Below are 20,557 nucleotides of genomic sequence, written 5' to 3'. Positions count from 1 at the left end.
ATAAGGTATCTTTTATGATAAGATATGCCTTATGAAGATCAGTTCGCGGCTCTTGGCCATCCGATCCGCCAGACGATCCTGCGGGAGCTTGCGCAAGGTCCGGCCAATGTCCGGCACCTGACCGAGGTGGCGGGCACCTCGCAACCCGTTGTGTCACAGCATCTGAAAGTGTTGCGCGACGCGGGCCTTGTCAGCGTCGAGGAGCAGGGCACCCGAAGGGTCTACGGGGTGGAGGCGGAAGGGCTGGAAGTGCTGCTGACTTATCTTGAAACCCAGTGGTTGCAGGTGATCGAGGGCGCGGTGGCGGCAGGGGAGGAAGACAGAGATGCTTGATCCCGTGCGCGTCGAAACGGTGGTGGATGCGACACCAGAGCAAGCCTTTGACGCCTTCACTCGTCACATGGCGGCATGGTGGCCGCTGGACACGCATTCGATGTCGGCGGGGCGGCTGAAATCGCCTGCCCGGACCGTCACGGTCGCTCTGCATGAGGGTGGCGAGATTGTCGAGGTGGATGCCGAAGGCGGACGGCATGTCTGGGGGGTCATCCGGACATGGGCGCCACCGGAGCAGTTGGCGTTTTCATGGTTCGTCGGGCGTACGCCGAAGGAAGCGACGCATGTGACGGTGCATTTCGCCCCCACCGATGACGGCAGATGCGCGGTGACGCTGGTGCATGACAACTGGGAGGCGCTGGGCTATCAGGCCGGATCTATTCGGGACGGGTATGTCAGTGGATGGGGTGCGATCCTTGGCAGGCTGTTCCGCGATCATGTCGCGGGCACAGCCGGCTGATCAGGCTTCTTCCGCTGCGCGGTTCGCCTCGTTGAACTGTTCGACCCACCGCGCGATCACGGCACGGGCGGCGGGCACGTCGCGCGTATCGAGCGCCTTGCGCAGCTCGCGCAGGGCGTTCGCCATCTCGATCTCGGACAAATAGCTTTCCTGCGCGCGCAGGATCTTGGTGTGCGGCGTGGTCAGCATGTCGGGGGAGATCAGCAGCTCTTCATGCAGCTTCTCGCCGGGGCGCAGGCCGGTTATCTTGATCTCGATATCGCCATCGGGGTGGTTGGCGTCCTTCACCGAGTAGCCCGCGCCTTCGATCATCTGGCGGGCCAGTTTGCGGATCGGCACCGGTTCGCCCATGTCGAGCACGAAGACGTCGCCGCCGCGCGCGAAGGAGCCTGCCAGGAGGACGAGCCGCGCGGCTTCGGAGATGGTCATGAAGTAGCGCGTGACCGATCCGTGGGTGAGCGTCACCGGGCCGCCGCGCGCGATCTGTTCCTCGAACCGGGGGATGACCGAGCCGGAGGAGCCGAGCACGTTGCCGAAGCGCACCATCGAGAAGCGGGTGCCGGACGACCGGGTCGCGAGGTCCTGCACGACCAGTTCGGCGAGGCGCTTGGACGCGCCCATCACGTTGGTCGGGCGCACGGCCTTGTCGGACGACACGAGGATGAACCGTTCGACGCCCGCATCGCGCGACGCCTCGGCCACGACGCGGGTGCCGAAGACGTTGTTGTCGAGCCCGCCCAGCGGGTTCATTTCGACCATGGGCACGTGTTTGTAGGCGGCGGCGTGCAGGACGACGTCGACCTGGTTGTCGGCCAGGACATCGGCCACCAGCGCCGCGTCGCATACAGAGCCCAGCACCGGAACCACGTGCAGGTCATCGCGCAGGTCGCGCAGGTCCTTGTCGATCTGGTAGAGCGCCAGTTCGGAATGGTCGAGCAGCACGACGCAGGCGGGCTGGCACGAGATCAGCTGGCGGCAGAGTTCCGACCCGATCGACCCGCCCGCGCCGGTCACGAGGATGCGGCGGCCGGAATAGGCATGGCTGACGCCCGGCAGTTCGTTTTCCAGCTTGTTGCGGCCAAGCAGCGTGTCGAGCGAGACGGGTTTGACCCGCGCGCCGATCCCGCCGCGCCCGACCAGTTCGGCGAAGGACGGCAGGGCGTGCACCTCGCAATCAAGCTCGCGCAGGGACATGGCGATGCGCGCCTGTTCCGGCTGGCTGAGCGAGGGCATCGCCAGCACCACGCGGTCGATCTGCTTGGAGGTGACGAGTTCCTTGATCTGGCTCTTGGCATAGACCGGCAGGCCAGAGATCATCATGGATTGCAGTTTGGGGTTGTCGTCGATGAAGGCGATCGGTTCGACAGCGTCGTCGGTGCGCAGGGCGGCGGCCAGTTGCTGGCCCGTCTGCCCGGCGCCGTAGACCAGCACGCGCACGTGCCGCTTGCCGCGCCGGTACACGCTGAGCAGGAACCGCCGCAGCGCCAGCCGCCACGCAACGCCCATGATCGCGGCCAGCGCCGAGAAGATGATGAAGACCGAATAGGCCACCGGGGTGCCGATGACCGAGTTGATCGCGGCCCCGAACGCGCCCAGCAGGATCGCCACCATCGCGGTCGTCATGACGCCGCGCGTCTCGTACGAGTTCAGCTTGTACTTGGACAGGCCCAGTTGCCGGAACAGGAAGGCGGCGATCAACATGAGCGACAGGACCAGCGGCGAAATCGCCCAGAGCGTCGCGGGTGTCAGGGCCGTGGTGCCGTGCAGCAGTAGGGCGAGGAGCAGCGCGACCGGGACGACAGCCACATCCAGCGCCAGGAAAATCAGGCTTTTCTGCATGCGGGTCAGGGAAATGGCCAGTCGATAAAACACGTCAGCGCCTTTGTTCAATTCGTGGGCGATTGCCCGGTGTTATCGCAACCGGATCGTCGAAGTTACGCACGCACCACACTTTCACTTAAGGCCACGAAAAAGCTCGGCCTCAACATTAGTCGATTGCCGTTTCAACAGGCAAGGCGGGGTTGCTGCAAGTGCGAAATACCCGACCTTCTGACAAGATATTGGGCGGCAAGGCGCCGAAAGGCGCAGGGTATGTCTCAGAAAAGCCACGTTGATGTGGTGAATTTATCAAGATTTTGAACGAATCACTCTGCTATGACGCGAGCAGGCGGCGCAGGAGCGGACATGCACGACATTCAACCGGTGATCCTGTGTGGCGGGTCCGGGACGCGGCTTTGGCCTTTGTCCCGCAAGTCCTATCCCAAGCAGTTCGCGGCGCTGGTCGGGGAGCGGTCGCTGTTCCAGGACACCGCCCTGCGGGTGAGCGGAGAGGGGTTCGGCGCGCCGCTGGTGGTGACGGCGTCGGATTTCCGGTTCATCGCGACCCAGCAGCTGGCCGAGTGCGGCGTCGATCCCGGCGCGGTCCTGATCGAGCCGTCGGCGCGCAACACCGCGCCCGCGCTGCTGGCGGCAGCCCTGAAGGTCGAGGCGGATACGCCCGGCGCGCTGATGCTGGCGCTGCCGTCCGATCACCTGATCCCCGACGCGGCGGCGTTCCGGGAGGCGGTGCAACAGGGTGTGGCGGCCGCACGCGACGGTGTGCTGGTCACCTTCGGCATCCGCCCGCATCGGCCCGAGACGGGGTATGGCTACCTCAAGCTGGGCAAGGAAGGCGCGGGGCCGGTGGTGCCGCTGGAGCGGTTCGTGGAAAAGCCCGACGAGGTCGCGGCCCGCAGGATGCTGGACGACGGCGGTTACCTTTGGAACGCGGGCATCTTCCTGATGTCGGCCCGTGCGCTGATCGCGGCGTTCGAGGCGCATGCGCCGCAGGTTCTGAGCGCGGTGCGCGCGGCGGTCGACCATGCCGAGCCGGACCTGGGTTTCCTGCGGCTGGAGCCGGAGGCGTGGAGCCGCGCGCCGGATATCTCGATCGACTACGCGATCATGGAAAAGGCCGAACGGTTGGGAGCGGTCCCCTTCGAAGGCGAGTGGTCCGACCTGGGTGACTGGGCGGCGATCTGGCGCCAGTCCGGGGCGGACGAGGCCGGCGTCGGCCTGCACGGCCCGGCCCATGCTATCGATTGCCGCGACACGCTGTTGCGGTCCGAAGCGGGCGGGCAGGTGATCGTCGGGCTGGGGCTGGAGGATATCGTGGCCGTCGCGCTGCCCGACGCGGTGCTGGTCGCGCACAGGGACCGCGCGCAGGACGTGAAACAGGCGGTCGACCGGCTGAAGGCGGCGGGTGCGCCGCAGGCGACGGCCTTTCCCAAGGATCACCGGCCTTGGGGCTATTTCGAGACGCTGACGCTGGCCGACCGGTTCCAGGTGAAGCGGATCGTGGTCAATCCCGGCGCGGCTTTGTCGCTGCAGAGCCACGTGCACCGGTCCGAGCACTGGATCGTGGTGGCGGGCACGGCGCGGGTGACGGTAGACAATGTCGTGAGTCTCGTTGCGGAGAACCAGTCGATCTATGTCCCATTGGGCGCGGTCCACCGGATGGAAAACCCCGGCAAGGTGCCGATGGTTCTGATCGAAGTTCAGACCGGCGCCTATCTGGGCGAGGACGACATCGTACGGTACGAGGACCTGTATGCCCGCCGCCCCGAGGATGGGAACGGCAAGGGATAACTCATCCGCCCTGATGGGCGGCCTCGTGAAGCGCCGGTGATCTGGTAACGCGCCTGCCCTTGCGCTAGGACGGGGCGAAACAGGACCCGGGGCAGAATGACAGAGCGGTCAGATCCAATTGCCGTTGCACAGCGCGTGCTGGACATCGAAGCGGATGCGTTGCGGCAGTTGCGCGGCGCGCTGCCCGAGGATTTCGGCGCAGTGGTCGACCTGATACTGGCCGCGAAGGGGCGGGTGATCGTGTCCGGCATCGGCAAGTCGGGCCATATCGGGCGCAAGATCAGCGCCACCCTTGCCTCGACCGGGACGCCATCGCTGTTCGTGCACGCCTCGGAAGCGTCGCATGGCGACATGGGGATGATCGGCGCGGATGACGTGGTGCTGGTGATCTCGATGTCGGGGGAGACGCCGGAGTTGCGGGACGTGGTCGCCCACACCCGCCGGTTCGGCATCCCGCTGGTCGCGATGTCGCGCAAGGCCGACAGCACGATCATGGCCGCCGCCGATCACAAGCTGTTGCTGCCCGACGCGCCCGAGGCCTGTGCGATCGGGATGGCGCCCACGACGTCCTCGACCCTGACGCTGGCGCTGGGCGACGCGCTGGCCGTCGCGCTGATGGAGGAGCGCGGGTTCGAGCCGGAGAATTTCCGCGTCTTCCATCCCGGCGGCAAGCTGGGGGCGCAGCTGGCGACGGTGGGGCAACTGATGCAGACCGATCTGCCCATCGTGACGCCGGAGACGTCGATGATGGACACGTTGTTCACCATGACGGCCAAGGGGTTCGGTATCGCGCTGGTGGTCGAGCGGGGAGTGCTGACGGGCGTGCTGTCTGACGGCGATCTGCGGCGCAACATGGACGGGTTGATGGAGCGCAGCGCGGGAGAGATCGCGACGCGGACGCCGGTGACGATTTCTTCCGAAACGCTGGCCCTGACCGCGCTGCACGCGATGCAGACGCGCAAGATCGCCTCTATCGTCGTGACCGAGCATGCGCGGCCCGTGGGGCTGCTCCGCATCCTCGACTGCCTGAACGCAGGGATCGTATGAAAACCGTCATCGTCATTCCCGCCCGTTATGCGTCGTCGCGCTATCCCGGCAAGCCGCTGGTGACGCTGGACCAGGGCGATGGCACGCGGAAGTCGCTGATCCAGATGACGTGGGAGGCCGCGCAGGGGATCGAAGGCGTGGCGGGCGTTTACGTCGCCACCGATGACGACCGGATTGCCGAGGCGTCGCGGGCCTTCGGGGCCGAGGTGGTGATGACCTCGGACACCTGCCGCAACGGGACCGAGCGCGTGGCCGAGGCGGTGCGCGGCATGGATATCGACGTGGCGGTGAACCTGCAGGGTGACGCGCCGCTAACGCCGCCGTGGTTCCTGACCGCCCTGATCGACGCGATGAAGGACGGCGTGCAGATGGCCACGCCCGTTCTGAAGTGCGACCCGCAGACCTATGCCAATTTCATGGAAGACCGCCGCGCGGGGCGGGTCGGCGGCACGACCGCCGTGTTCGATCACGCCCGCGATGCTTTGTACTTCTCGAAAGAGGTGATCCCGTATCTGCCCGAGGCCGAGAAGGCCCGGCCGCCGGTTTACCACCATGTGGGTGTTTATGCGTATACGCCCGCGGCCTTGGCCGCTTATGGCGGTTGGTCCGAGGGACCGCTGGAGCGGCTGGAGGGGTTGGAGCAGCTGCGCTTCCTCGAAAACGGCCACAAGGTGCGATGTGTCGAGGTGGAGGCGCAGGGGCGGGTGTTCTGGGAGTTGAACAACCCCGAGGACGTGCCGCGGATCGAAGCGGTGTTGCGAGGTGAGCGATGATTGAAGTCGGCGATATCAGGATCGGCGGGGCGGAGCCTTTCGCGCTGATCACCGGGCCGTGCCAGCTTGAATCGCTGGATCACGCGCGGATGATGGCGGAGCGCATTGCCGAGGCTTGCGCGCCGACGGGCACGAAGTTCATCTTCAAGGCCAGTTATGACAAGGCGAACCGGTCGTCCCTGAAAGGCACGCGTGGGCTGGGGATGGAGGCCGGGCTGGAGATCCTTGGCCGCATCCGGGACGAGTTCGGCGTGCCGGTGCTCACGGATGTGCATGAGCCGGGCCATTGCGCCAAGGCGGCCGAGGTGTGCGACGTGTTGCAGATCCCGGCCTTCCTGTGTCGCCAGACGGATTTGCTGCTCGCCGCCGGGGAGACGGGGGCCGCGATCAACATCAAGAAGGGACAGTTCCTGGCGCCGTGGGACATGGCGAACGTGGCGGACAAGGTCGCCTCGACCGGGAACACGCGGATCATGCTGTGCGAGCGGGGAGCGTCGTTCGGCTACAACACGCTGGTGACGGATTTCCGCGGCCTGCCGACGATGGCGGCGACGGGGTACCCGGTGGTGTTCGACGCGACCCATTCGGTGCAGCAGCCGGGCGGGAAGGGGACGTCCTCGGGCGGGCAGCGCGAGTTCGCGCCGGTGCTGGCGCGGGCGGCCTGCGCGGTGGGTGTGTCGGCGCTATTCATCGAGACGCACGAGGACCCCGATCGCGCGCCGTCGGACGGGCCGAACATGATCCCGGTGGACCAGATGGCGGGGTTGATCGCTGACTTGCGGGCGTTCGATGCGCTGTTCAAGGAGCGGATCGGGCTGGGCTGAAGCCCCGCGCGGAATCAAGGCCGCAGGCCGCCGCGCATCGACGGGCCCTCCCACGGCCCGGCGATATGTCTGCCGCCAGTGCGCGGTTCGGACCTTTTGCGGATTTGAGAGATAAAGCGCCCGGTGCCATATGTCAGGATCGCCGGTCCAGGGCCCATCAATGCGCTTTTCGGATCGAACAAAAAAGCCCGCGCCATCCCCGGCGCGGGCCTTTGCACGTCACGAGAGCGGTGGCGTCAGACGTAGTAGTAGTCGCGGAAGACGTACGGCACGATGTCCTGACGTTTCAGGCCCAGCTTGGCGAGTTGGTCGTCGGACAGCGATTGCAGCTTTTCGACCTGGCGCAGCTTGTGGTCGGCTTCCGAGATCGAGATCAGCCAGTTCCAGATGCCGTTCAGGGCATTGGTGATCGGGTTGCCCGAGCGGTGTGCGGCAGTGTCGGCGGTGGTATAGGCCATGGTCCAGCTCCTTGGCGGTGTGAAATCCTGTGGTGTGACCGAAAGATAGGGGTGGTCCCGGTGACGGAGTAGGTCTGATGCTGCAATGCCGCATTGCGGGAGGCGCATGGCTGTCGGGGCAGGGTGCATGGCTTTTGGGCAGTTGCGGCACAGGGCGGACCCCGGATTATTTTACCAGTTGATAAAATTTTTGACCTGAGTCACGCTGAGGTTGAAGCATCGCAGGAGGCGCGGCATGGCGGATCAGTTGAGCGCGGGCATCGTGGCGGGGCGGCTGTCGCCCGAGGAGCTGGAGGCGAATTTCGCCGACCTGCACCCGCGGCTTTCGGATCACGAGGCGCTGGTGGCATCCGATCGCTGCTATTTCTGCCACGACGCGCCCTGCATCACGGCCTGCCCGACCGATATCGATATCCCGCTGTTCATCCGCCAGATCGCGACCGGCACGCCCGAGGCGGCGGCCAAGACGATCCTGAGCCAGAACATCCTGGGCGGCATGTGCGCGCGGGTCTGCCCGACCGAGACGCTGTGCGAAGAAGCCTGCGTGCGCGAGGCGGCAGAGGGCAAGCCCGTGAAGATCGGGCAGCTACAGAGATACGCCACCGACACGCTGATGGCGGCGGGGATTCATCCTTTCTCCCGGGCGGCTCCGACAGGGCGCAGGATTGCGGTTGTCGGGGCCGGTCCGGCAGGATTGGCCTGCGCGCACCGGCTGGCGATGAAGGGGCATGACGTCGACATCCTGGACGCGCGGGAAAAGCCCGGAGGGCTGAACGAGTTCGGCATCGCCGCCTACAAGACGGTGGACGGGTTCGCGCAAGCCGAGGTCGACTGGCTGATGCAGATCGGCGGGATCACGTGGAAGCCCGGCCAGATGCTGGGCCGGGATGTGACGCTGGAGGCGTTGAAAGGCGCGTATGACGCGGTGTTCCTCGGGCTGGGCCTTGCGGGGGTGAACGCGCTGGGCGTCGAGGGTGATGACCGCAAGGGTGTTCTGGACGCCGTGGATTTCATCGCCGACCTGCGGCAGGGCGATCTTTCGGGGCTGAGCGTGGGCCGGGACGTCGTGGTGATCGGCGGCGGCATGACAGCGGTGGATGCGGCGGTGCAGGCGAAGCTCTTGGGCGCGCTGAACGTGACGCTGGTTTACCGCCGCTCGCGCGCGCGGATGAATGCAAGCGTGTTCGAGCAGGACCTGGCGGCGTCGAAAGGCGTGCGGATCATCTGCAACGCGCAACCCGTGGCCGTGCATGGCAACGGCGCGGTGCGCGAGATCGAGTTCGCCTATGTCGACGACGATCTGAAGGAGACCGGCGAGACGGTGCGCCTCGCAGCAGACCAGGTGTTCCGCGCCATCGGCCAGTCGCTGGAATTCGACGGGCTGGCGATGGACGGGCGCAAGATCGCCGTGACGGGCGCAGGCCGCACGTCGATGGACGGTGTCTGGGCCGGCGGCGATTGCGCCGCGGGGGGCGACGACCTGACCGTGACGGCGGTGGCCGAGGGGCGGGACGCCGCCGAGGACATCCATGCAACCCTGGGTGCGGGCTGAACCCGGCCCTCCGGGGGACATATTTGTGAAAGAGAAGAAGCGAGGACGCGATGGCTGACCTGACAAGCGACTTCCTGGGCATCAAGAGCCCCAATCCGTTCTGGCTGGCCTCGGCCCCGCCGACCGACAAGGAATACAACGTCCGCCGCGCTTTCGAGGCCGGGTGGGGCGGAGTGGTCTGGAAGACGCTGGGGCTGGACCCGCATATCGTGAACGTGAACGGGCCGCGGTATGGCGCGATCTGGGGGGCGGACCGGCGTTTGCTGGGGCTGAACAACATCGAGTTGATCACCGACCGGCCGCTGGAGGTGAACCTGCAGGAGATCAAGATGGTCAAGCGCGACTATCCCGACCGGGCGATGGTTGTGTCGCTGATGGTGCCCTGCGAGGAAGCGCCGTGGCGGTTCATCCTTGAAAAGGTCGAGGATACCGGCGCAGATGCGGTGGAGCTGAATTTCGGATGTCCCCACGGGATGAGCGAGCGCGGCATGGGCAGCGCCGTCGGGCAGGTGCCGGAATATATCGAGATGGTCACGCGCTGGGCCAAGGCCAACACGCGCATGCCGGTGATTGTGAAGCTGACGCCCAACATCACCGATATCCGCAAGCCCGCGGCGGCGGCGAAGGCGGGTGGCGCGGATGCGGTAAGCCTGATCAACACGATCAACTCGATCACGTCGGTGAACCTCGACCTGTTCGCACCGGAGCCGACGATCGACGGCAAGGGCGCGCATGGCGGCTATTGCGGGCCGGCGGTGAAGCCCATTGCGCTGAACATGGTGGCGGAGATTGCGCGGGATGCCGACCTGGTGGGGCTGCCGGTCAGCGGGATCGGCGGGATCACCACGTGGCGCGACGCGGCGGAGTTCATGGCGCTGGGCGCGGGCAACGTGCAGGTGTGCACGGCGGCCATGACATACGGGTTCAAGATCGTGCAGGAGATGATTTCGGGCCTGTCGGAATACATGGACGAGAAGGGCTTTTCGTCGGTGAACGAGATCGTCGGGCGCGCGGTTCCGAATTGCAGCGACTGGCAGCATCTGAACCTGAACTACGTCGCCAAGGCGAAGATCGACCAGGAGCTCTGCATCAAGTGCGGGCGGTGTTATGCCGCGTGCGAGGACACGTCCCACCAGGCGATCGCGATGTCGGACGACCGGGTGTTCTCGGTAAAGGATGACGAATGTGTCGCCTGCAACCTCTGCGTCAATGTCTGCCCGGTGGAAGACTGCATCACGATGGAAGCGATGACGCCCGGCCAGACCGATCCGCGCACGGGCCGGGTGGTGGAGCCTGATTACGCCAACTGGACGACGCACCCCAACAACCCTGCGGCCGAAGCGGCGGAGTGAGGCGCGACACTTTTCCTGCGAAAAATGTTGGATCAAAAAAGTTCGTACGAACTTTTTGACGTCAGCAGAGGATGCGGATGTGGCCGGGGTGGCAGATGATCACGTATTGATCGCCGCTTTCGACGAGGTGAAAGCCGCGCCGCGTCACTTCGCGCATCAGGTGGTCAAGCCCGACTTCCCTGTGCACATCCCTTTTGGATCGGCGCACGACGCCGCCCTTTTGTGCAGCCTTGGCGCCGAAGAGCTGTCGGGTGAAGCCGTGGTTGATTGGACGGTTCAGGCGGGACGGCATCATGTTCATGCGAACATGATGGGCGCGTCGTGGTAAATGGTGGGTTAAGGCGTCAGCAGGGATCGGAACATCGCGTCGACATGTGCGCGGGCGTCGTCCTGTGACCCGGAGCCGACGAGCACGCCCACCTGCGCTTCGAAATCGGCGTAGTGCTGGGTGACGGCCCAGATCGACATGATGAGATGCGCGGGCGAGACTTGCGCGATCCTGCCGTCATCGACCCACCGCTGGATCAGGGCGCATTTCTCGTCGAAGAGCGGTTTGAGCCCGGTCTCCAGGTCGGTCGCCATGCGGGGGGCGCCGCGGATGACTTCGCCGGCGAAGAGGCGGCTTTCGCGGGGCATTTCCCAGCTCATTTCCAGCTTGCGGTGCACGTAGTCCATGATTGCGTCGAGCGGGTCGTCGGTATCCGTCATCTCCACCAGCGGAGCGAGCCACACGTCGAGAAGCGCGTTCAGGAGGGTGCGGTGGATGTCGTCCTTGCCGCCGAAATAGTAGAGGATGTTGGGTTTCGACAGGCCCGCGGCTTCGGCGATCTGGTCGAGCGTGGCACCGCGGAAGCCGTGGGTCGAGAACACGTCGAGCGCCGCGTCGAGGATGATGCCGCGGTTCTTCAACTGGATCCGGCTGGGCTTTTTCGCGGTGTCGGCGGGCATGTCGTGCGGTGCTCAAACCTTGTGCTGGTGCCTGATTCCAAGCCGGTCGGCCCGGCGCGGCGTGTGGGCTTATTCTTGACAGAATAAACCTCACGCGCAATCGTTTACCAAACGGTCAAAAATTGGAGTCCGCGATGGCCGCCCCCGGCGAGAACCTGAAGATCAACGGTGACCGGCTGTGGGACAGCCTGATGGAGATGGCTAGGATCGGCCCCGGCGTGGCGGGTGGCAACAACCGCCAGACGCTGACGGACGAGGACAGCGAGGGCCGTCACCTATTCCAGCGCTGGTGCGAGGATGCGGGCATGACCATGGGTGTCGACGAGATCGGCAACATGTTCGCCCGGCGCGAGGGGACGGACCCGGATGCGCTGCCGGTCTATGTCGGATCGCATCTGGATACGCAGCCGACGGGCGGGAAGTATGATGGCGTCCTCGGTGTGCTGGGGGGGCTGGAGATCGTTCGCACGCTGAACGACCTGGGTATCCAGACCAAGCACCCCATCGTCGTGACCAACTGGACCAACGAGGAAGGCACGCGGTTCGCGCCCGCGATGCTGGCGTCGGGTGTGTTCGCGGGCAAGCATGACCTCGACTGGGCCAATGACCGGGTTGACGCGCAAGGCAAGCGGTTCGGAGACGAGTTGGAGCGGATCGGCTGGAAGGGGCCCGAGAAGGTGGGCGACCGCAAGATGCACGCCTTCTTCGAGTTGCATATCGAACAGGGTCCGATCCTTGAGGCCGAGGGCAAGGATATCGGGGTCGTCACCCACGGGCAGGGCCTGCGCTGGATCGAATGCACGGTGACCGGGAAAGAGAGCCACACCGGTTCAACGCCGATGTCGATGCGCAGGAATGCGGGGCGCGGGCTGGCGCTGATCACCGAACTGGTGCACGAGATCGCGATGAAGAACCAGCCGAACGCGGTGGGCGCGATCGGGCATATCGATGTCTACCCGAACTCGCGCAACATCATCCCCGGCAAGGTCGTGTTCACGGTGGATATGCGGACGCATCTTCTCGACAAGCTGAACGGGATGGTGGACGAGTTGATGGCGCGCGCGCCGGCCTTGTGTGCCGATATTGGCGTGGAGTTCTCGGCCGAGATCGTCGGCCAGTTCGATCCGCCCGCGTTTGACGAAGGCTGCGTGACCGCCGTGCGCGATGCGGCGGAGCGGCTGGGGTACTCCCACATGGATATCGTTTCCGGCGCGGGGCACGACGCGTGCTGGATCAACGATATCTACCCGACCGCGATGGTGATGTGTCCTTGCGTGGACGGGCTGAGCCATAACGAGGCCGAGGAGATTTCCAAGGAGTGGGCGACGGCGGGTGCGGACGTGCTGATGCATGCCGTGGTCGAGACGGCGGGGGTGCAGGGGTGACATTGCGGCTCTGCCCCGTCCCTGCGGGATTCCCCGAGGTATTTTGGAACCAGAGAAGATGCGGACCGGCGAGATAGGAGACGGACCATGAGCAAGATCATCAGAAACGGCACCGTCGTCACGCATGACCTGACCTATGAGGCGGATGTCCGGGTGGAGAACGGGACGATCACCGAGATTGGGCCGAACCTGACGGGCGGGGAGGAGCTGGACGCGACGGGGTGTTACGTGATGCCCGGCGGGATCGATCCGCATGTGCATCTGGAGATGCCGTTCATGGGGACGTACTCCAGCGACGATTTCGAGAGCGGGACGCGGGCCGGGTTGGCGGGGGGGACGACGATGGTCGTCGATTTCTGCCTGCCGAACCAGGGCGAGAGCCTCTTGGACGCGATCAAGCGGTGGGACAACAAGTCGACCCGCGCGAACTGCGATTACTCGTTCCACATGGCGGTGACGTGGTGGGGCGAGCAGGTGTTCAACGACATGAAGACCGTGATCGAGGAGCGGGGCATCAATACCTTCAAGCACTTCCTTGCCTACAAGGGGGCCTTGATGGTGAACGACGACGAGTTGTTCGCGAGCTTCAATCGGTTGGCCGAGTTGGGCGGGATCGCGATGGTCCATGCCGAGAACGGTGACGTGGTGGCGGAATTGTCGGCCAAGCTGTTGGCGGAGGGCAATACCGGGCCGGAGGCGCATGCCTATTCGCGGCCCTCTCAGGTTGAAGGCGAGGCGACGAACCGGGCGATCATGATCGCGGACATGGCGGGGGTGCCGCTCTACGTGGTGCATACCTCCTGCGAGGAGGCGCACGAGGCGATCCGGCGCGCGCGTCAACAGGGCAAGCGGGTGTGGGGAGAGCCGTTGATCCAGCACCTGACGCTGGATGAGAGCGAGTATTTCAACGCCGACTGGGACCATGCGGCGCGGCGGGTCATGTCGCCGCCGTTCCGGAACAAGATGCATCAGGACAGCCTTTGGGCGGGTCTGCAGGCGGGGTCCTTGTCGGTCGTGGCGACGGACCATTGTGCCTTCACGACCGAGCAGAAGCGGTATGGCGTGGGTGATTTCACCAAGATCCCGAACGGGACCGGAGGGCTGGAGGACCGGATGCCGATGCTGTGGACGCATGGCGTGGCAACGGGGCGGCTGACGCCGAACGAGTTCGTTGCCGTGACCTCGACCAACATCGCGAAGATTTTGAACTGTTATCCCAAGAAGGGGGCGGTGGCCGTGGGTGCGGATGCCGACCTTGTGGTGTGGGATCCGGAGAAGTCCAAGACGATCAGCGCGGGCAACCAGCAATCGGCCATCGATTACAACGTGTTCGAGGGCAAGGAGGTGAAGGGCTTGCCCCGGTTCACGCTGACGCGGGGCCATGTGGCCGTGCATGACGGGGAGATCCGCACGCAGGAAGGGCATGGCAAGTTCGTCTCGCGCGAGGGCAACACCCCGGTGAACCGGGCGCTGTCTTCGTGGAAGGAGTTGACCGCGCCGCAGCCCGTGCAGCGGACGGGTATCCCGGCGACCGGAGTGTGATGACGGCTGTGACGGACTGCAGGGTAGTTGAGGGGGCGGCGTTTCCGGCGACCTCTTTTCGAGACGATAGAATGACAGAGCGTCATCGATGGGCCGCGGTGCGGCGATCCGAAGGTTTTACTGAGCACTTTTATGGTGGCCAAGGCTGGACGACATGCGGGCGGGGCGCTGGTGGTGGCCAAATCGCCGTGCCGTGGGGGCGGCCCGTCGATGGCGCGGCGGCCTGCGGCCTTGATTCCGCGCCGGGTGCGTTGCGTGTACGGGGGGGCAGATGGGGAGCGTGATCTCGGCGAGGGACCTGTCGCTGACGTTTCAGACGAATGACGGGCCGGTGCATGCTCTGAAGGACGTGAGCCTTGAGATCGGGAAGGGCGAGTTCGTGTCGTTCATCGGGCCGTCGGGGTGTGGGAAGACCACGTTCCTGCGGTGCATCGCGGCGCTGGAGGAGCCGACGGGCGGGTCGCTGACCGTGAACGGCATGAGCGCGGACGAGGCGCGGCGGGCGCGGGCTTATGGGTACGTGTTCCAGGCAGCGGGCCTTTATCCGTGGCGGACGGTGGGGCGGAATATCGCGCTGCCGCTGGAGATCATGGGGTTCTCGAAAGCCGAGCAGCAGGAGCGGATCGGGCGGGTGCTGGACCTGGTCGAGTTGAGCGGGTTCGAGAAGAAGTTTCCGTGGCAGTTGTCGGGCGGGATGCAGCAGCGGGCCTCCATCGCGCGGGCCTTGGCGTTTGATGCGGACATCCTTCTGATGGACGAGCCGTTCGGGGCGCTGGACGAGATCGTGCGGGATCACCTGAACGAACAGGTTCTGGCGCTGTGGCGACGGACGCAGAAGACGATTGCGTTCGTGACGCACTCGATCGACGAAGCGGTGTTTTTGTCGACGAAGATCGTCGTGATGTCTCCACGGCCCGGCCGGATCACGGACGTGATCGAGAGCCCGTTTCCGCCCGAGAGGGGTCTGGACGTGCGGGAGACGCCGGAGTTCATCGAGATCGCGCGCCGGGTGCGCGAGGGCTTGCGGGCGGGGACCGTCGATGCCTGAGCCGAGACGCGCCACCCGCGAGGACATGCCCGCCTGTGCGGCGGTGGTGAATGCGTGGATCGATGCGACCGACTGGATGCCGCGTGTCTATGACGCCGAGACCATCGAGAGGTTCTTTCACGACGGGTTTGATGCGCGGGAGTTCTGGGTGCTGGGCGATCCGATTTACGCCTATGCGTCGTTCAACCCGGAGACGAAGCAGTTGGTGGCGCTTTATTCCTCCGAACCGGGCCGGGGTGTCGGGAAAGCGCTGATGGATGCGGTGAAGGCGGGGCGGGATTACCTGTGGCTGACGACGCATGAGCCGAACCTGCGGGCGCAGAAGTTCTATGCGCGCGAGGGGTTCGTGGAGGTGTCGCGGCATGATCCCGAGCCGCCGGAAGTGGTGCGCGAAGTGAGGTTCGAATGGTCGCGGTGAGGGGGGTGCTCATCCGCCCTGATGGGCGGCCTCGCGGTTCAGCCTCCGGCGGAGGTATTTCTGAACCGAAGAAGCCGGGGCGTGCGCGATGATGAGGTCGGTGGGCGCGGTGTTGACGGTTTTGGTGGCGCTGGTCGTGATCTGGTACGCGGCGGCGGTCTGGATGAATTCGGGCTGGGCGCTGGGGCAGGCGGAGAAGCGGGGCGAGGTTCTGTCGTTCTCGCAGCTTGTGGTCGAGACGATGGATCAGAAGCGGCCCCGGTTGCCGACGCCGCACCAGGTGTTCGGCGAGTTGTGGGACACGACGGTGGAGAAGAAGGTGACCTCGAAACGGTCGCTGGTGTTCCATGGGTGGATCACGTTGCAATCGACCTTGTGGGGCTTTGCCTTGGGTGTGGTCGTGGGGATCCTGCTGGCCGTGGCCATCGTCTATTCCCGCGTGATGGAGTTGAGCGTGATGCCGTGGGCGGTGATCTCGCAGACCATTCCCATCGTGGCACTGGCGCCGATGATCATCGTGTTGGCGTCGAGCGCGGGGATCGAGGGGCGGGGGGTGCCGAAGGCGATCATCTCGGCATACTTATGTTTCTTCCCGGTGCTGGTGGGGATGGTGAAGGGGTTGCGGTCTCCATCCCGCGATCAGCTGGATTTGATGCGGACCTACGGGGCGTCGGGGGCGGAGGTGTTCTGGAAGCTGCGCATGCCGGCGTCGGTGCCGTACCTCTTTGCCTCGCTCAAGATCGGGATCGCGGCGGCGCTGGTGGGGACCATCGTGGGTGAGTTGCCGACCGGCGCGATCCGGGGGCTGGGCGCGCGGATCCTGATCGGGGATCAGTTCGGCAATCCGATCATGATCTGGTCGGCGCTGTTCGCGGCGGCAATCCTCGCGGGCGGGTTGGTGATCCTGTTCGGGGTGATCGAGAGGCTGACGCTGAGGCGGATGGGGGCGGCGCGATGATCGTTGTCCTTGCCATCGCTGTCTGGCTGGCGCTGTGGGTGCTGAACGTGCGGCTGGCGCGCGGGTCGTCGCTGTCGTGGCTGGTGCCAGTGGTGTTCGGCGTCGCGGTGCTGGTTCTGTGGGAGGGCGTGGTGCGGGGGTTCGGGATCTCGCCGATCATCCTGCCGGCGCCGTCGGCCATCGGGGCGCGGTTCGTGGCCGAGACGGGAACCTTGTGGGGGGATTTCACGCAGACGGTGGTGAAGGGGGCCTTTACCGGGTTCGCGATTGGCACGGCGGCGGCGTTCGTTATGGCGATTGCGGTGGACCGGTCGCCGTTCCTGCAGCGGGGGCTGCTGCCCATCGGGAATTTCGTGGCGGCTTTGCCCATCGTGGGGACCGCGCCCATTCTGGTGGGGTGGTTCGGGTTCGACTGGCAGTCGAAGGCGGCGGTGGTCGTCGTGATGGTGTTCTTCCCGGTGCTGGTGAACACGGTGGCGGGGCTGAAGGACACGACGACGATGCAGCGGGACCTGATGCGGACCTACGGCGCGTCCTACTGGGAGACGCTGTTCAAGCTGCGGCTGCCTGCGGCGATGCCGTTCATCTTCAACGGGCTGAAGATCGCGACCACGCTGGCCCTGATCGGGGCGATTGTTGCCGAATATTTCGGCTCTCCGACGCGGGGGATGGGCTTCCGCATCTCGACCGAGGTGGGGCGCTTGAACATCGACATGGTCTGGGCCGAGATTGCCGTGGCGGCGCTGGCCGGGTCGGTTCTGTACGGACTTATGGTATTGATCGAGAAACGGGTGACCTTCTGGCACCCGTCGCAACGAGGCTGAGCACACAGGACAACAGAGGAGAGAAGAGAGATGAAACACATTCTGACAGGGGCCGCGCTGGCTGTCGCGGCAACCGCGGCGCAGGCGGCGGACGAGCTGACGTTGCAGCTGAAATGGGTCACGCAGGCGCAGTTCGCGGGGTATTACGTGGCGCTTGAGAAGGGCTTTTACGAAGAGGCCGATCTGGACGTCACCATCAAGCCCGGTGGCCCGGACATCGCGCCGACGCAGGTGCTGGCAGGCGGCGGTGCTGACGTCACCGTCGAGTGGATGCCCGCGGCACTGGCCGCGCGCGAGAAAGGCCTGCCGATGGTGAATATCGCGCAGCCGTTCAAGTCGTCGGGCATGATGCTGACCTGCCGCAAGGATACCGGGATCACCACGCCGGCCGATTTCGCGGACAAGACGCTGGGCGTCTGGTTCTTCGGCAACGAGTTCCCGTTCCTGTCGTGGATGAGCCAGCTTGGGCTGGCGACGGATGGCAGCGAAGGGGGCGTGACGGTTCTGAAGCAGGGCTTCAACGTCGATCCGATCTTCAACGGGCAGGCCGATTGCGTATCGACCATGACCTATAACGAGTACTGGCAGGTGATCGATGGCGGGCTGTCGCCGGACGAGATCGTGACCTTCAAGTACGAGGATCAGGGCGTCGCGACGCTGGAAGATGGCCTTTACACGCTGGAGGACAACCTGAGCGATCCGGCGATGGTCGACAAGCTGACGCGGTTCGTGGCGGCCTCGATGAAGGGCTGGAAATACGCCGAGGAGAACCCCGACGAGGCGGCCGAGATCGTGCTGGAATATGACGAGACCGGTGCCCAGACCGAGGAGCACCAGAAGCGCATGATGGGCGAGATTGCCAAGCTGACCGCCGGGTCGGATGGCTCCCTTGATCCCGCCGATTACGAACGCACGGTTGCGTCGCTGCTGTCCGGTGGGTCGGACCCGGTGATTTCGAAAGCGCCGGAAGGGGCGTGGACGCATGCGATCACGGATGCGGCGCTGAAATAAGCCTGTTGTGAAACGATGTGAGAGGCGGGTTTCGGCCCGCCTTTTTCTTTGTGCGGTGGTCTTATCCGCGCAATCCGCCGATTTCCTCGCGCGAGATACGGATGGCAATCCAGAGGGACAGGAGCCAGCCGGTGCCGACGGCGATGCCGATGCCGAGGAACACGCCCCAGACATCCATGCCCAGCACGCCGATCAGGAGCCAGATGAAGAAGGCGACGCCGAACCCCTGCCGGTAGATCGAGATCCAGAGCGTCCAGATCGGTCGTTTGAAGGCCTGCAGGAGCGAGTTGATCGAGAAGAGCATCATGTAGATGCCGAACAGCACACTGTCGATTTTCAGATAGCTGTGGCCGACGGCGATCACGGCGGGGTCGTCGGTGAAGAGGCGCATGAACAGGCCGCCGCCGAACCACAGGATGGGGGCGGCGACGAGGGTGATGAGGCCCCCGACGCGCCAGCAGAACCACAGCGCGGCGCGGACGCGGTCGGGTTGCGCGGCGCCGAAGTTCTGGGCGGCGATGGGCAGGAGCGCGCCGGTCATGCCGAGGACGGGCAAGAGCAGGATCTGTTCGATGCGCAGGGCGATGCCGTAGGCGGCGATGGCGTGGCCTCCGAACCGGCTGAGCGCGTATTGCACCACGAACCCCGACACGAAGAGCACCACGAAGGAGGCGGAGGTCGGGGCCATCTGAACGGCGATCTCGCGGTAGCTGGCGAGGTCGGGGCGGAGTTCGGCGGGCCGTGCGTCCTCGATCACGCGCAGGCGCAGGACGGCGCGCAGGACGAACAGCATCACGCCGGTCTGGCTGACGATGGTCGACAGGGCGATGCCGTTGAACCCGATGCCGGGGATCACGCCGGGGATGCCGTAGATGAAGAGCGGGTTCAGGCCGATATTGGCGACGAAGGCGGCCATCATGGCGCGTTGCATCGTCACGCTGTCGCCATGCGCCTGCAGGATGCCGTTGCCGGCATAGGCGATCAGGAAACCGGGTAGTGCTGCGAGCAGCCAATAGAAATATCCTGTAGCCGCATCGCGGTAGGCACCGGGTTCGGACACAAGCTGGATCAGCAGGGGGCCGCAGAACGCGCCCAGCACGATCAGCAGGCCGCAGGTCACCACGGCAAAGGACAGGCCCTGCATGGCGGTGCGGCGGGTGGTGGGGTCGTCCTTCTTCCCGCGGGCATTGCCGACAAGCGCGCCCATGGCCGCGCCGATGCCGAACCCCACGGCCATCATGATGAAGAACGCCTGGAACCCGATGGCGAGGCCCGCCTGCGCGTCGGTCGAGATTTGCCCGGCAAAGAACACGTCGACCACGTTGTAGAGCGTGGAGAACAGCATCCCCATCGCCGCGGGCACGGCAAGGGTGCGGAAATGGCCCGCGATGGGGCCCTGTGTCAGGTCGACGTCGCGCATGGGGTGGCCCATGCGTAGCCGGTTACGCGGGCGGCGTCACGGAATATGCGCCGCCCGTCGGGGCGCGGTGCGGGTCAGTCGCCCGGCGCGGCCAGCCATGCCTCGGCGGCTTTGGTTTCAGACAGGTTGAAGCCCTTGATCTCGATCCCCGGCAGGACCGCACCTTCGAGTTCGGCAATGGTCTTGATCCAGCCCGCATCGCTGAGCACGGCGCATTTCCTGTAATGCTTGAGCAGGCGGAAGAGTTCGGGCAGGCGGGCGAATTCGACGGCGATGGCGCCGAAGGTGGGCCATGCCATGGCCGGGATCGTGTAAAGCAGCGTGCCGTTTTCGACGCCTTCGGACTTGGCGATGAAATCGTCCAGCGTCTTTCGCATCGTTTCGGCATCGAGCGTGCCGCTGATGTGCAGGTTGAGCCGGTTGGGCGAGGGTTTGGTGATCGCGATCATCGGGCGCACTCCTTGGCATCCGGGGCGAGGGTGATCGGCGGGTCGGGCCGGTCAGCCCTCTGGCATTGAGGTGGGTATCTGGCGGGCACTCTTCAACCGGGGCGGGCTGCGACGTTGCGGGACTCCAC

The 20,557-nt window shown here is 65.3% G+C and carries 21 protein-coding genes; 16 read left to right on the top strand and 5 right to left on the bottom strand.

All coding sequences use genetic code 11. The features are described from left to right. Positions 1 to 24 precede the first annotated feature (24 nt). Together ATO11_RS09610 and ATO11_RS09605 are read left to right on the top strand one after the other, a co-directional pair. Entirely contained in the window at positions 25 to 333 is a 309-nt protein-coding gene (locus ATO11_RS09610; protein WP_050530661.1) for an ArsR/SmtB family transcription factor, read from the top strand. Then, positions 326 to 793 (top strand): SRPBCC domain-containing protein, encoded by a 468-nt coding sequence (locus tag ATO11_RS09605; RefSeq protein ID WP_050530660.1) that lies wholly within the window; start codon positions 326 to 328, stop codon positions 791 to 793. Before ATO11_RS09610 ends, ATO11_RS09605 begins: the two co-directional genes overlap by 8 nt. On the opposite strand, the gene ATO11_RS09600 is transcribed toward ATO11_RS09605, so the two are convergent. Continuing rightward, a complete protein-coding gene (locus ATO11_RS09600; RefSeq protein ID WP_050530659.1) occupies positions 794 to 2,632 on the bottom strand; it encodes a polysaccharide biosynthesis protein in 1,839 nt (612 codons plus the stop codon). It lies immediately after the preceding gene. Positions 2,633 to 2,977: 345 nt separating this feature from the next. Between ATO11_RS09600 and ATO11_RS09595 the strand changes: the two genes are divergently transcribed. From ATO11_RS09595 to kdsA, 4 genes are all read left to right on the top strand, one after another. After that, a complete protein-coding gene (locus tag ATO11_RS09595) occupies positions 2,978 to 4,420 on the top strand; it encodes a mannose-1-phosphate guanylyltransferase/mannose-6-phosphate isomerase (protein ID WP_050530658.1) in 1,443 nt (480 codons plus the stop codon). 96 nt (positions 4,421 to 4,516) lie between these two features. After that, positions 4,517 to 5,467, top strand: coding sequence for a KpsF/GutQ family sugar-phosphate isomerase (locus ATO11_RS09590; RefSeq protein WP_050530657.1), 951 nt, complete (start codon positions 4,517 to 4,519; stop codon positions 5,465 to 5,467). Next, positions 5,464 to 6,240: a 3-deoxy-manno-octulosonate cytidylyltransferase gene (locus ATO11_RS09585; RefSeq protein WP_050530656.1), complete on the top strand. Its 777-nt coding sequence runs from the start codon at positions 5,464 to 5,466 to the stop codon at positions 6,238 to 6,240. Before ATO11_RS09590 ends, ATO11_RS09585 begins: the two co-directional genes overlap by 4 nt. After that, a complete protein-coding gene (kdsA, locus tag ATO11_RS09580; RefSeq protein WP_050530655.1) occupies positions 6,237 to 7,064 on the top strand; it encodes a 3-deoxy-8-phosphooctulonate synthase in 828 nt (275 codons plus the stop codon). Before ATO11_RS09585 ends, kdsA begins: the two co-directional genes overlap by 4 nt. 236 nt (positions 7,065 to 7,300) lie before the next feature. On the opposite strand, the gene ATO11_RS09575 is transcribed toward kdsA, so the two are convergent. Then, complete coding sequence (locus tag ATO11_RS09575; RefSeq protein ID WP_050530654.1) at positions 7,301 to 7,522, bottom strand: DUF1127 domain-containing protein; 222 nt, start codon at positions 7,520 to 7,522, stop codon at positions 7,301 to 7,303. A 235-nt stretch (positions 7,523 to 7,757) separates the two neighbouring features. Between ATO11_RS09575 and ATO11_RS09570 the strand changes: the two genes are divergently transcribed. The 3 genes from ATO11_RS09570 to ATO11_RS22305 all read left to right on the top strand — a co-directional run bounded on the left by ATO11_RS09570 (position 7,758) and on the right by ATO11_RS22305 (position 10,754). Then, positions 7,758 to 9,074: an NAD(P)-dependent oxidoreductase gene (locus ATO11_RS09570; protein ID WP_050530653.1), complete on the top strand. Its 1,317-nt coding sequence runs from the start codon at positions 7,758 to 7,760 to the stop codon at positions 9,072 to 9,074. A gap of 50 nt (positions 9,075 to 9,124) precedes the next feature. Continuing rightward, a complete protein-coding gene (gene preA, locus ATO11_RS09565; protein WP_050530652.1) occupies positions 9,125 to 10,426 on the top strand; it encodes an NAD-dependent dihydropyrimidine dehydrogenase subunit PreA in 1,302 nt (433 codons plus the stop codon). A gap of 88 nt (positions 10,427 to 10,514) precedes the next feature. Further along, a complete protein-coding gene (locus ATO11_RS22305) occupies positions 10,515 to 10,754 on the top strand; it encodes a hypothetical protein (protein WP_207382957.1) in 240 nt (79 codons plus the stop codon). 8 nt (positions 10,755 to 10,762) lie between these two features. Here the strand turns inward: ATO11_RS22305 and ATO11_RS09555 are convergent, their stop codons facing one another. After that, complete coding sequence (locus tag ATO11_RS09555; RefSeq protein WP_050530650.1) at positions 10,763 to 11,374, bottom strand: TetR family transcriptional regulator C-terminal domain-containing protein; 612 nt, start codon at positions 11,372 to 11,374, stop codon at positions 10,763 to 10,765. A 134-nt stretch (positions 11,375 to 11,508) separates the two neighbouring features. On the opposite strand from ATO11_RS09555, the gene ATO11_RS09550 reads away from it, so the two are divergent. The 7 genes from ATO11_RS09550 (at position 11,509) to ATO11_RS09520 (ending at position 18,560) form a co-directional block, all read left to right on the top strand. Beyond that, the gene (locus ATO11_RS09550) at positions 11,509 to 12,759 is read left to right on the top strand and encodes a Zn-dependent hydrolase (protein ID WP_050530649.1); all 1,251 of its coding nucleotides are present in this window, start codon (positions 11,509 to 11,511) and stop codon (positions 12,757 to 12,759) included. 87 nt (positions 12,760 to 12,846) lie between these two features. Next, positions 12,847 to 14,301, top strand: a complete 1,455-nt coding sequence (gene hydA / locus ATO11_RS09545; protein WP_050530648.1) for a dihydropyrimidinase — start codon at positions 12,847 to 12,849, stop codon at positions 14,299 to 14,301. 271 nt (positions 14,302 to 14,572) lie between these two features. Beyond that, complete coding sequence (locus ATO11_RS09540; protein ID WP_050530647.1) at positions 14,573 to 15,349, top strand: ABC transporter ATP-binding protein; 777 nt, start codon at positions 14,573 to 14,575, stop codon at positions 15,347 to 15,349. After that, positions 15,342 to 15,767: a GNAT family N-acetyltransferase gene (locus ATO11_RS09535; protein WP_050530646.1), complete on the top strand. Its 426-nt coding sequence runs from the start codon at positions 15,342 to 15,344 to the stop codon at positions 15,765 to 15,767. The genes ATO11_RS09540 and ATO11_RS09535 overlap by 8 nt, the downstream gene beginning before the upstream one ends. Positions 15,768 to 15,858: 91 nt before the next feature. Next, positions 15,859 to 16,725: an ABC transporter permease gene (locus ATO11_RS09530; RefSeq protein WP_050531082.1), complete on the top strand. Its 867-nt coding sequence runs from the start codon at positions 15,859 to 15,861 to the stop codon at positions 16,723 to 16,725. Beyond that, positions 16,722 to 17,549 (top strand): ABC transporter permease, encoded by an 828-nt coding sequence (locus tag ATO11_RS09525; RefSeq protein WP_050530645.1) that lies wholly within the window; start codon positions 16,722 to 16,724, stop codon positions 17,547 to 17,549. The genes ATO11_RS09530 and ATO11_RS09525 overlap by 4 nt, the downstream gene beginning before the upstream one ends. A 30-nt stretch (positions 17,550 to 17,579) precedes the next feature. Then, the gene (locus tag ATO11_RS09520; protein ID WP_050530644.1) at positions 17,580 to 18,560 is read left to right on the top strand and encodes an ABC transporter substrate-binding protein; all 981 of its coding nucleotides are present in this window, start codon (positions 17,580 to 17,582) and stop codon (positions 18,558 to 18,560) included. A 61-nt stretch (positions 18,561 to 18,621) separates the two neighbouring features. On the opposite strand, the gene ATO11_RS09515 is transcribed toward ATO11_RS09520, so the two are convergent. Both ATO11_RS09515 and ATO11_RS09510 read right to left on the bottom strand, forming a co-directional pair. Continuing rightward, entirely contained in the window at positions 18,622 to 19,980 is a 1,359-nt protein-coding gene (locus tag ATO11_RS09515) for an MATE family efflux transporter (RefSeq protein WP_050531081.1), read from the bottom strand. A gap of 74 nt (positions 19,981 to 20,054) precedes the next feature. After that, complete coding sequence (locus ATO11_RS09510; protein WP_050530643.1) at positions 20,055 to 20,429, bottom strand: SpoIIAA family protein; 375 nt, start codon at positions 20,427 to 20,429, stop codon at positions 20,055 to 20,057. Between the last annotated feature and the right edge of the window lie 128 nt (positions 20,430 to 20,557).

Origin of the sequence: Pseudaestuariivita atlantica (genome assembly GCF_001205715.1) — a bacterium.
Taxonomy (GTDB): domain Bacteria; phylum Pseudomonadota; class Alphaproteobacteria; order Rhodobacterales; family Rhodobacteraceae; genus Pseudaestuariivita; species Pseudaestuariivita atlantica.
Note: the sequence above shows the minus strand (reverse complement) of the source record. Positions and strands in the feature narration are given on the sequence as shown.

Excerpts from the sequence above, each read along its gene's own strand:
- ATO11_RS09610 (WP_050530661.1), top strand. The coding sequence starts at position 25 with ATGCCTTATGAAGATCAGTTCGCGGCTCTTGGCCATCCGATCCGCCAG.
- ATO11_RS09605 (WP_050530660.1), top strand. The coding sequence starts at position 326 with ATGCTTGATCCCGTGCGCGTCGAAACGGTGGTGGATGCGACACCAGAG.
- ATO11_RS09600 (WP_050530659.1), bottom strand. The coding sequence starts at position 2,632 with ATGCAGAAAAGCCTGATTTTCCTGGCGCTGGATGTGGCTGTCGTCCCG.
- ATO11_RS09595 (WP_050530658.1), top strand. The coding sequence starts at position 2,978 with ATGCACGACATTCAACCGGTGATCCTGTGTGGCGGGTCCGGGACGCGG.
- ATO11_RS09590 (WP_050530657.1), top strand. The coding sequence starts at position 4,517 with ATGACAGAGCGGTCAGATCCAATTGCCGTTGCACAGCGCGTGCTGGAC.
- ATO11_RS09585 (WP_050530656.1), top strand. The coding sequence starts at position 5,464 with ATGAAAACCGTCATCGTCATTCCCGCCCGTTATGCGTCGTCGCGCTAT.
- kdsA (WP_050530655.1), top strand. The coding sequence starts at position 6,237 with ATGATTGAAGTCGGCGATATCAGGATCGGCGGGGCGGAGCCTTTCGCG.
- ATO11_RS09575 (WP_050530654.1), bottom strand. The coding sequence starts at position 7,522 with ATGGCCTATACCACCGCCGACACTGCCGCACACCGCTCGGGCAACCCG.
- ATO11_RS09570 (WP_050530653.1), top strand. The coding sequence starts at position 7,758 with ATGGCGGATCAGTTGAGCGCGGGCATCGTGGCGGGGCGGCTGTCGCCC.
- preA (WP_050530652.1), top strand. The coding sequence starts at position 9,125 with ATGGCTGACCTGACAAGCGACTTCCTGGGCATCAAGAGCCCCAATCCG.
- ATO11_RS09555 (WP_050530650.1), bottom strand. The coding sequence starts at position 11,374 with ATGCCCGCCGACACCGCGAAAAAGCCCAGCCGGATCCAGTTGAAGAAC.
- ATO11_RS09550 (WP_050530649.1), top strand. The coding sequence starts at position 11,509 with ATGGCCGCCCCCGGCGAGAACCTGAAGATCAACGGTGACCGGCTGTGG.
- hydA (WP_050530648.1), top strand. The coding sequence starts at position 12,847 with ATGAGCAAGATCATCAGAAACGGCACCGTCGTCACGCATGACCTGACC.
- ATO11_RS09540 (WP_050530647.1), top strand. The coding sequence starts at position 14,573 with ATGGGGAGCGTGATCTCGGCGAGGGACCTGTCGCTGACGTTTCAGACG.
- ATO11_RS09535 (WP_050530646.1), top strand. The coding sequence starts at position 15,342 with ATGCCTGAGCCGAGACGCGCCACCCGCGAGGACATGCCCGCCTGTGCG.
- ATO11_RS09530 (WP_050531082.1), top strand. The coding sequence starts at position 15,859 with ATGAGGTCGGTGGGCGCGGTGTTGACGGTTTTGGTGGCGCTGGTCGTG.
- ATO11_RS09525 (WP_050530645.1), top strand. The coding sequence starts at position 16,722 with ATGATCGTTGTCCTTGCCATCGCTGTCTGGCTGGCGCTGTGGGTGCTG.
- ATO11_RS09520 (WP_050530644.1), top strand. The coding sequence starts at position 17,580 with ATGAAACACATTCTGACAGGGGCCGCGCTGGCTGTCGCGGCAACCGCG.
- ATO11_RS09515 (WP_050531081.1), bottom strand. The coding sequence starts at position 19,980 with ATGCGCGACGTCGACCTGACACAGGGCCCCATCGCGGGCCATTTCCGC.
- ATO11_RS09510 (WP_050530643.1), bottom strand. The coding sequence starts at position 20,429 with ATGATCGCGATCACCAAACCCTCGCCCAACCGGCTCAACCTGCACATC.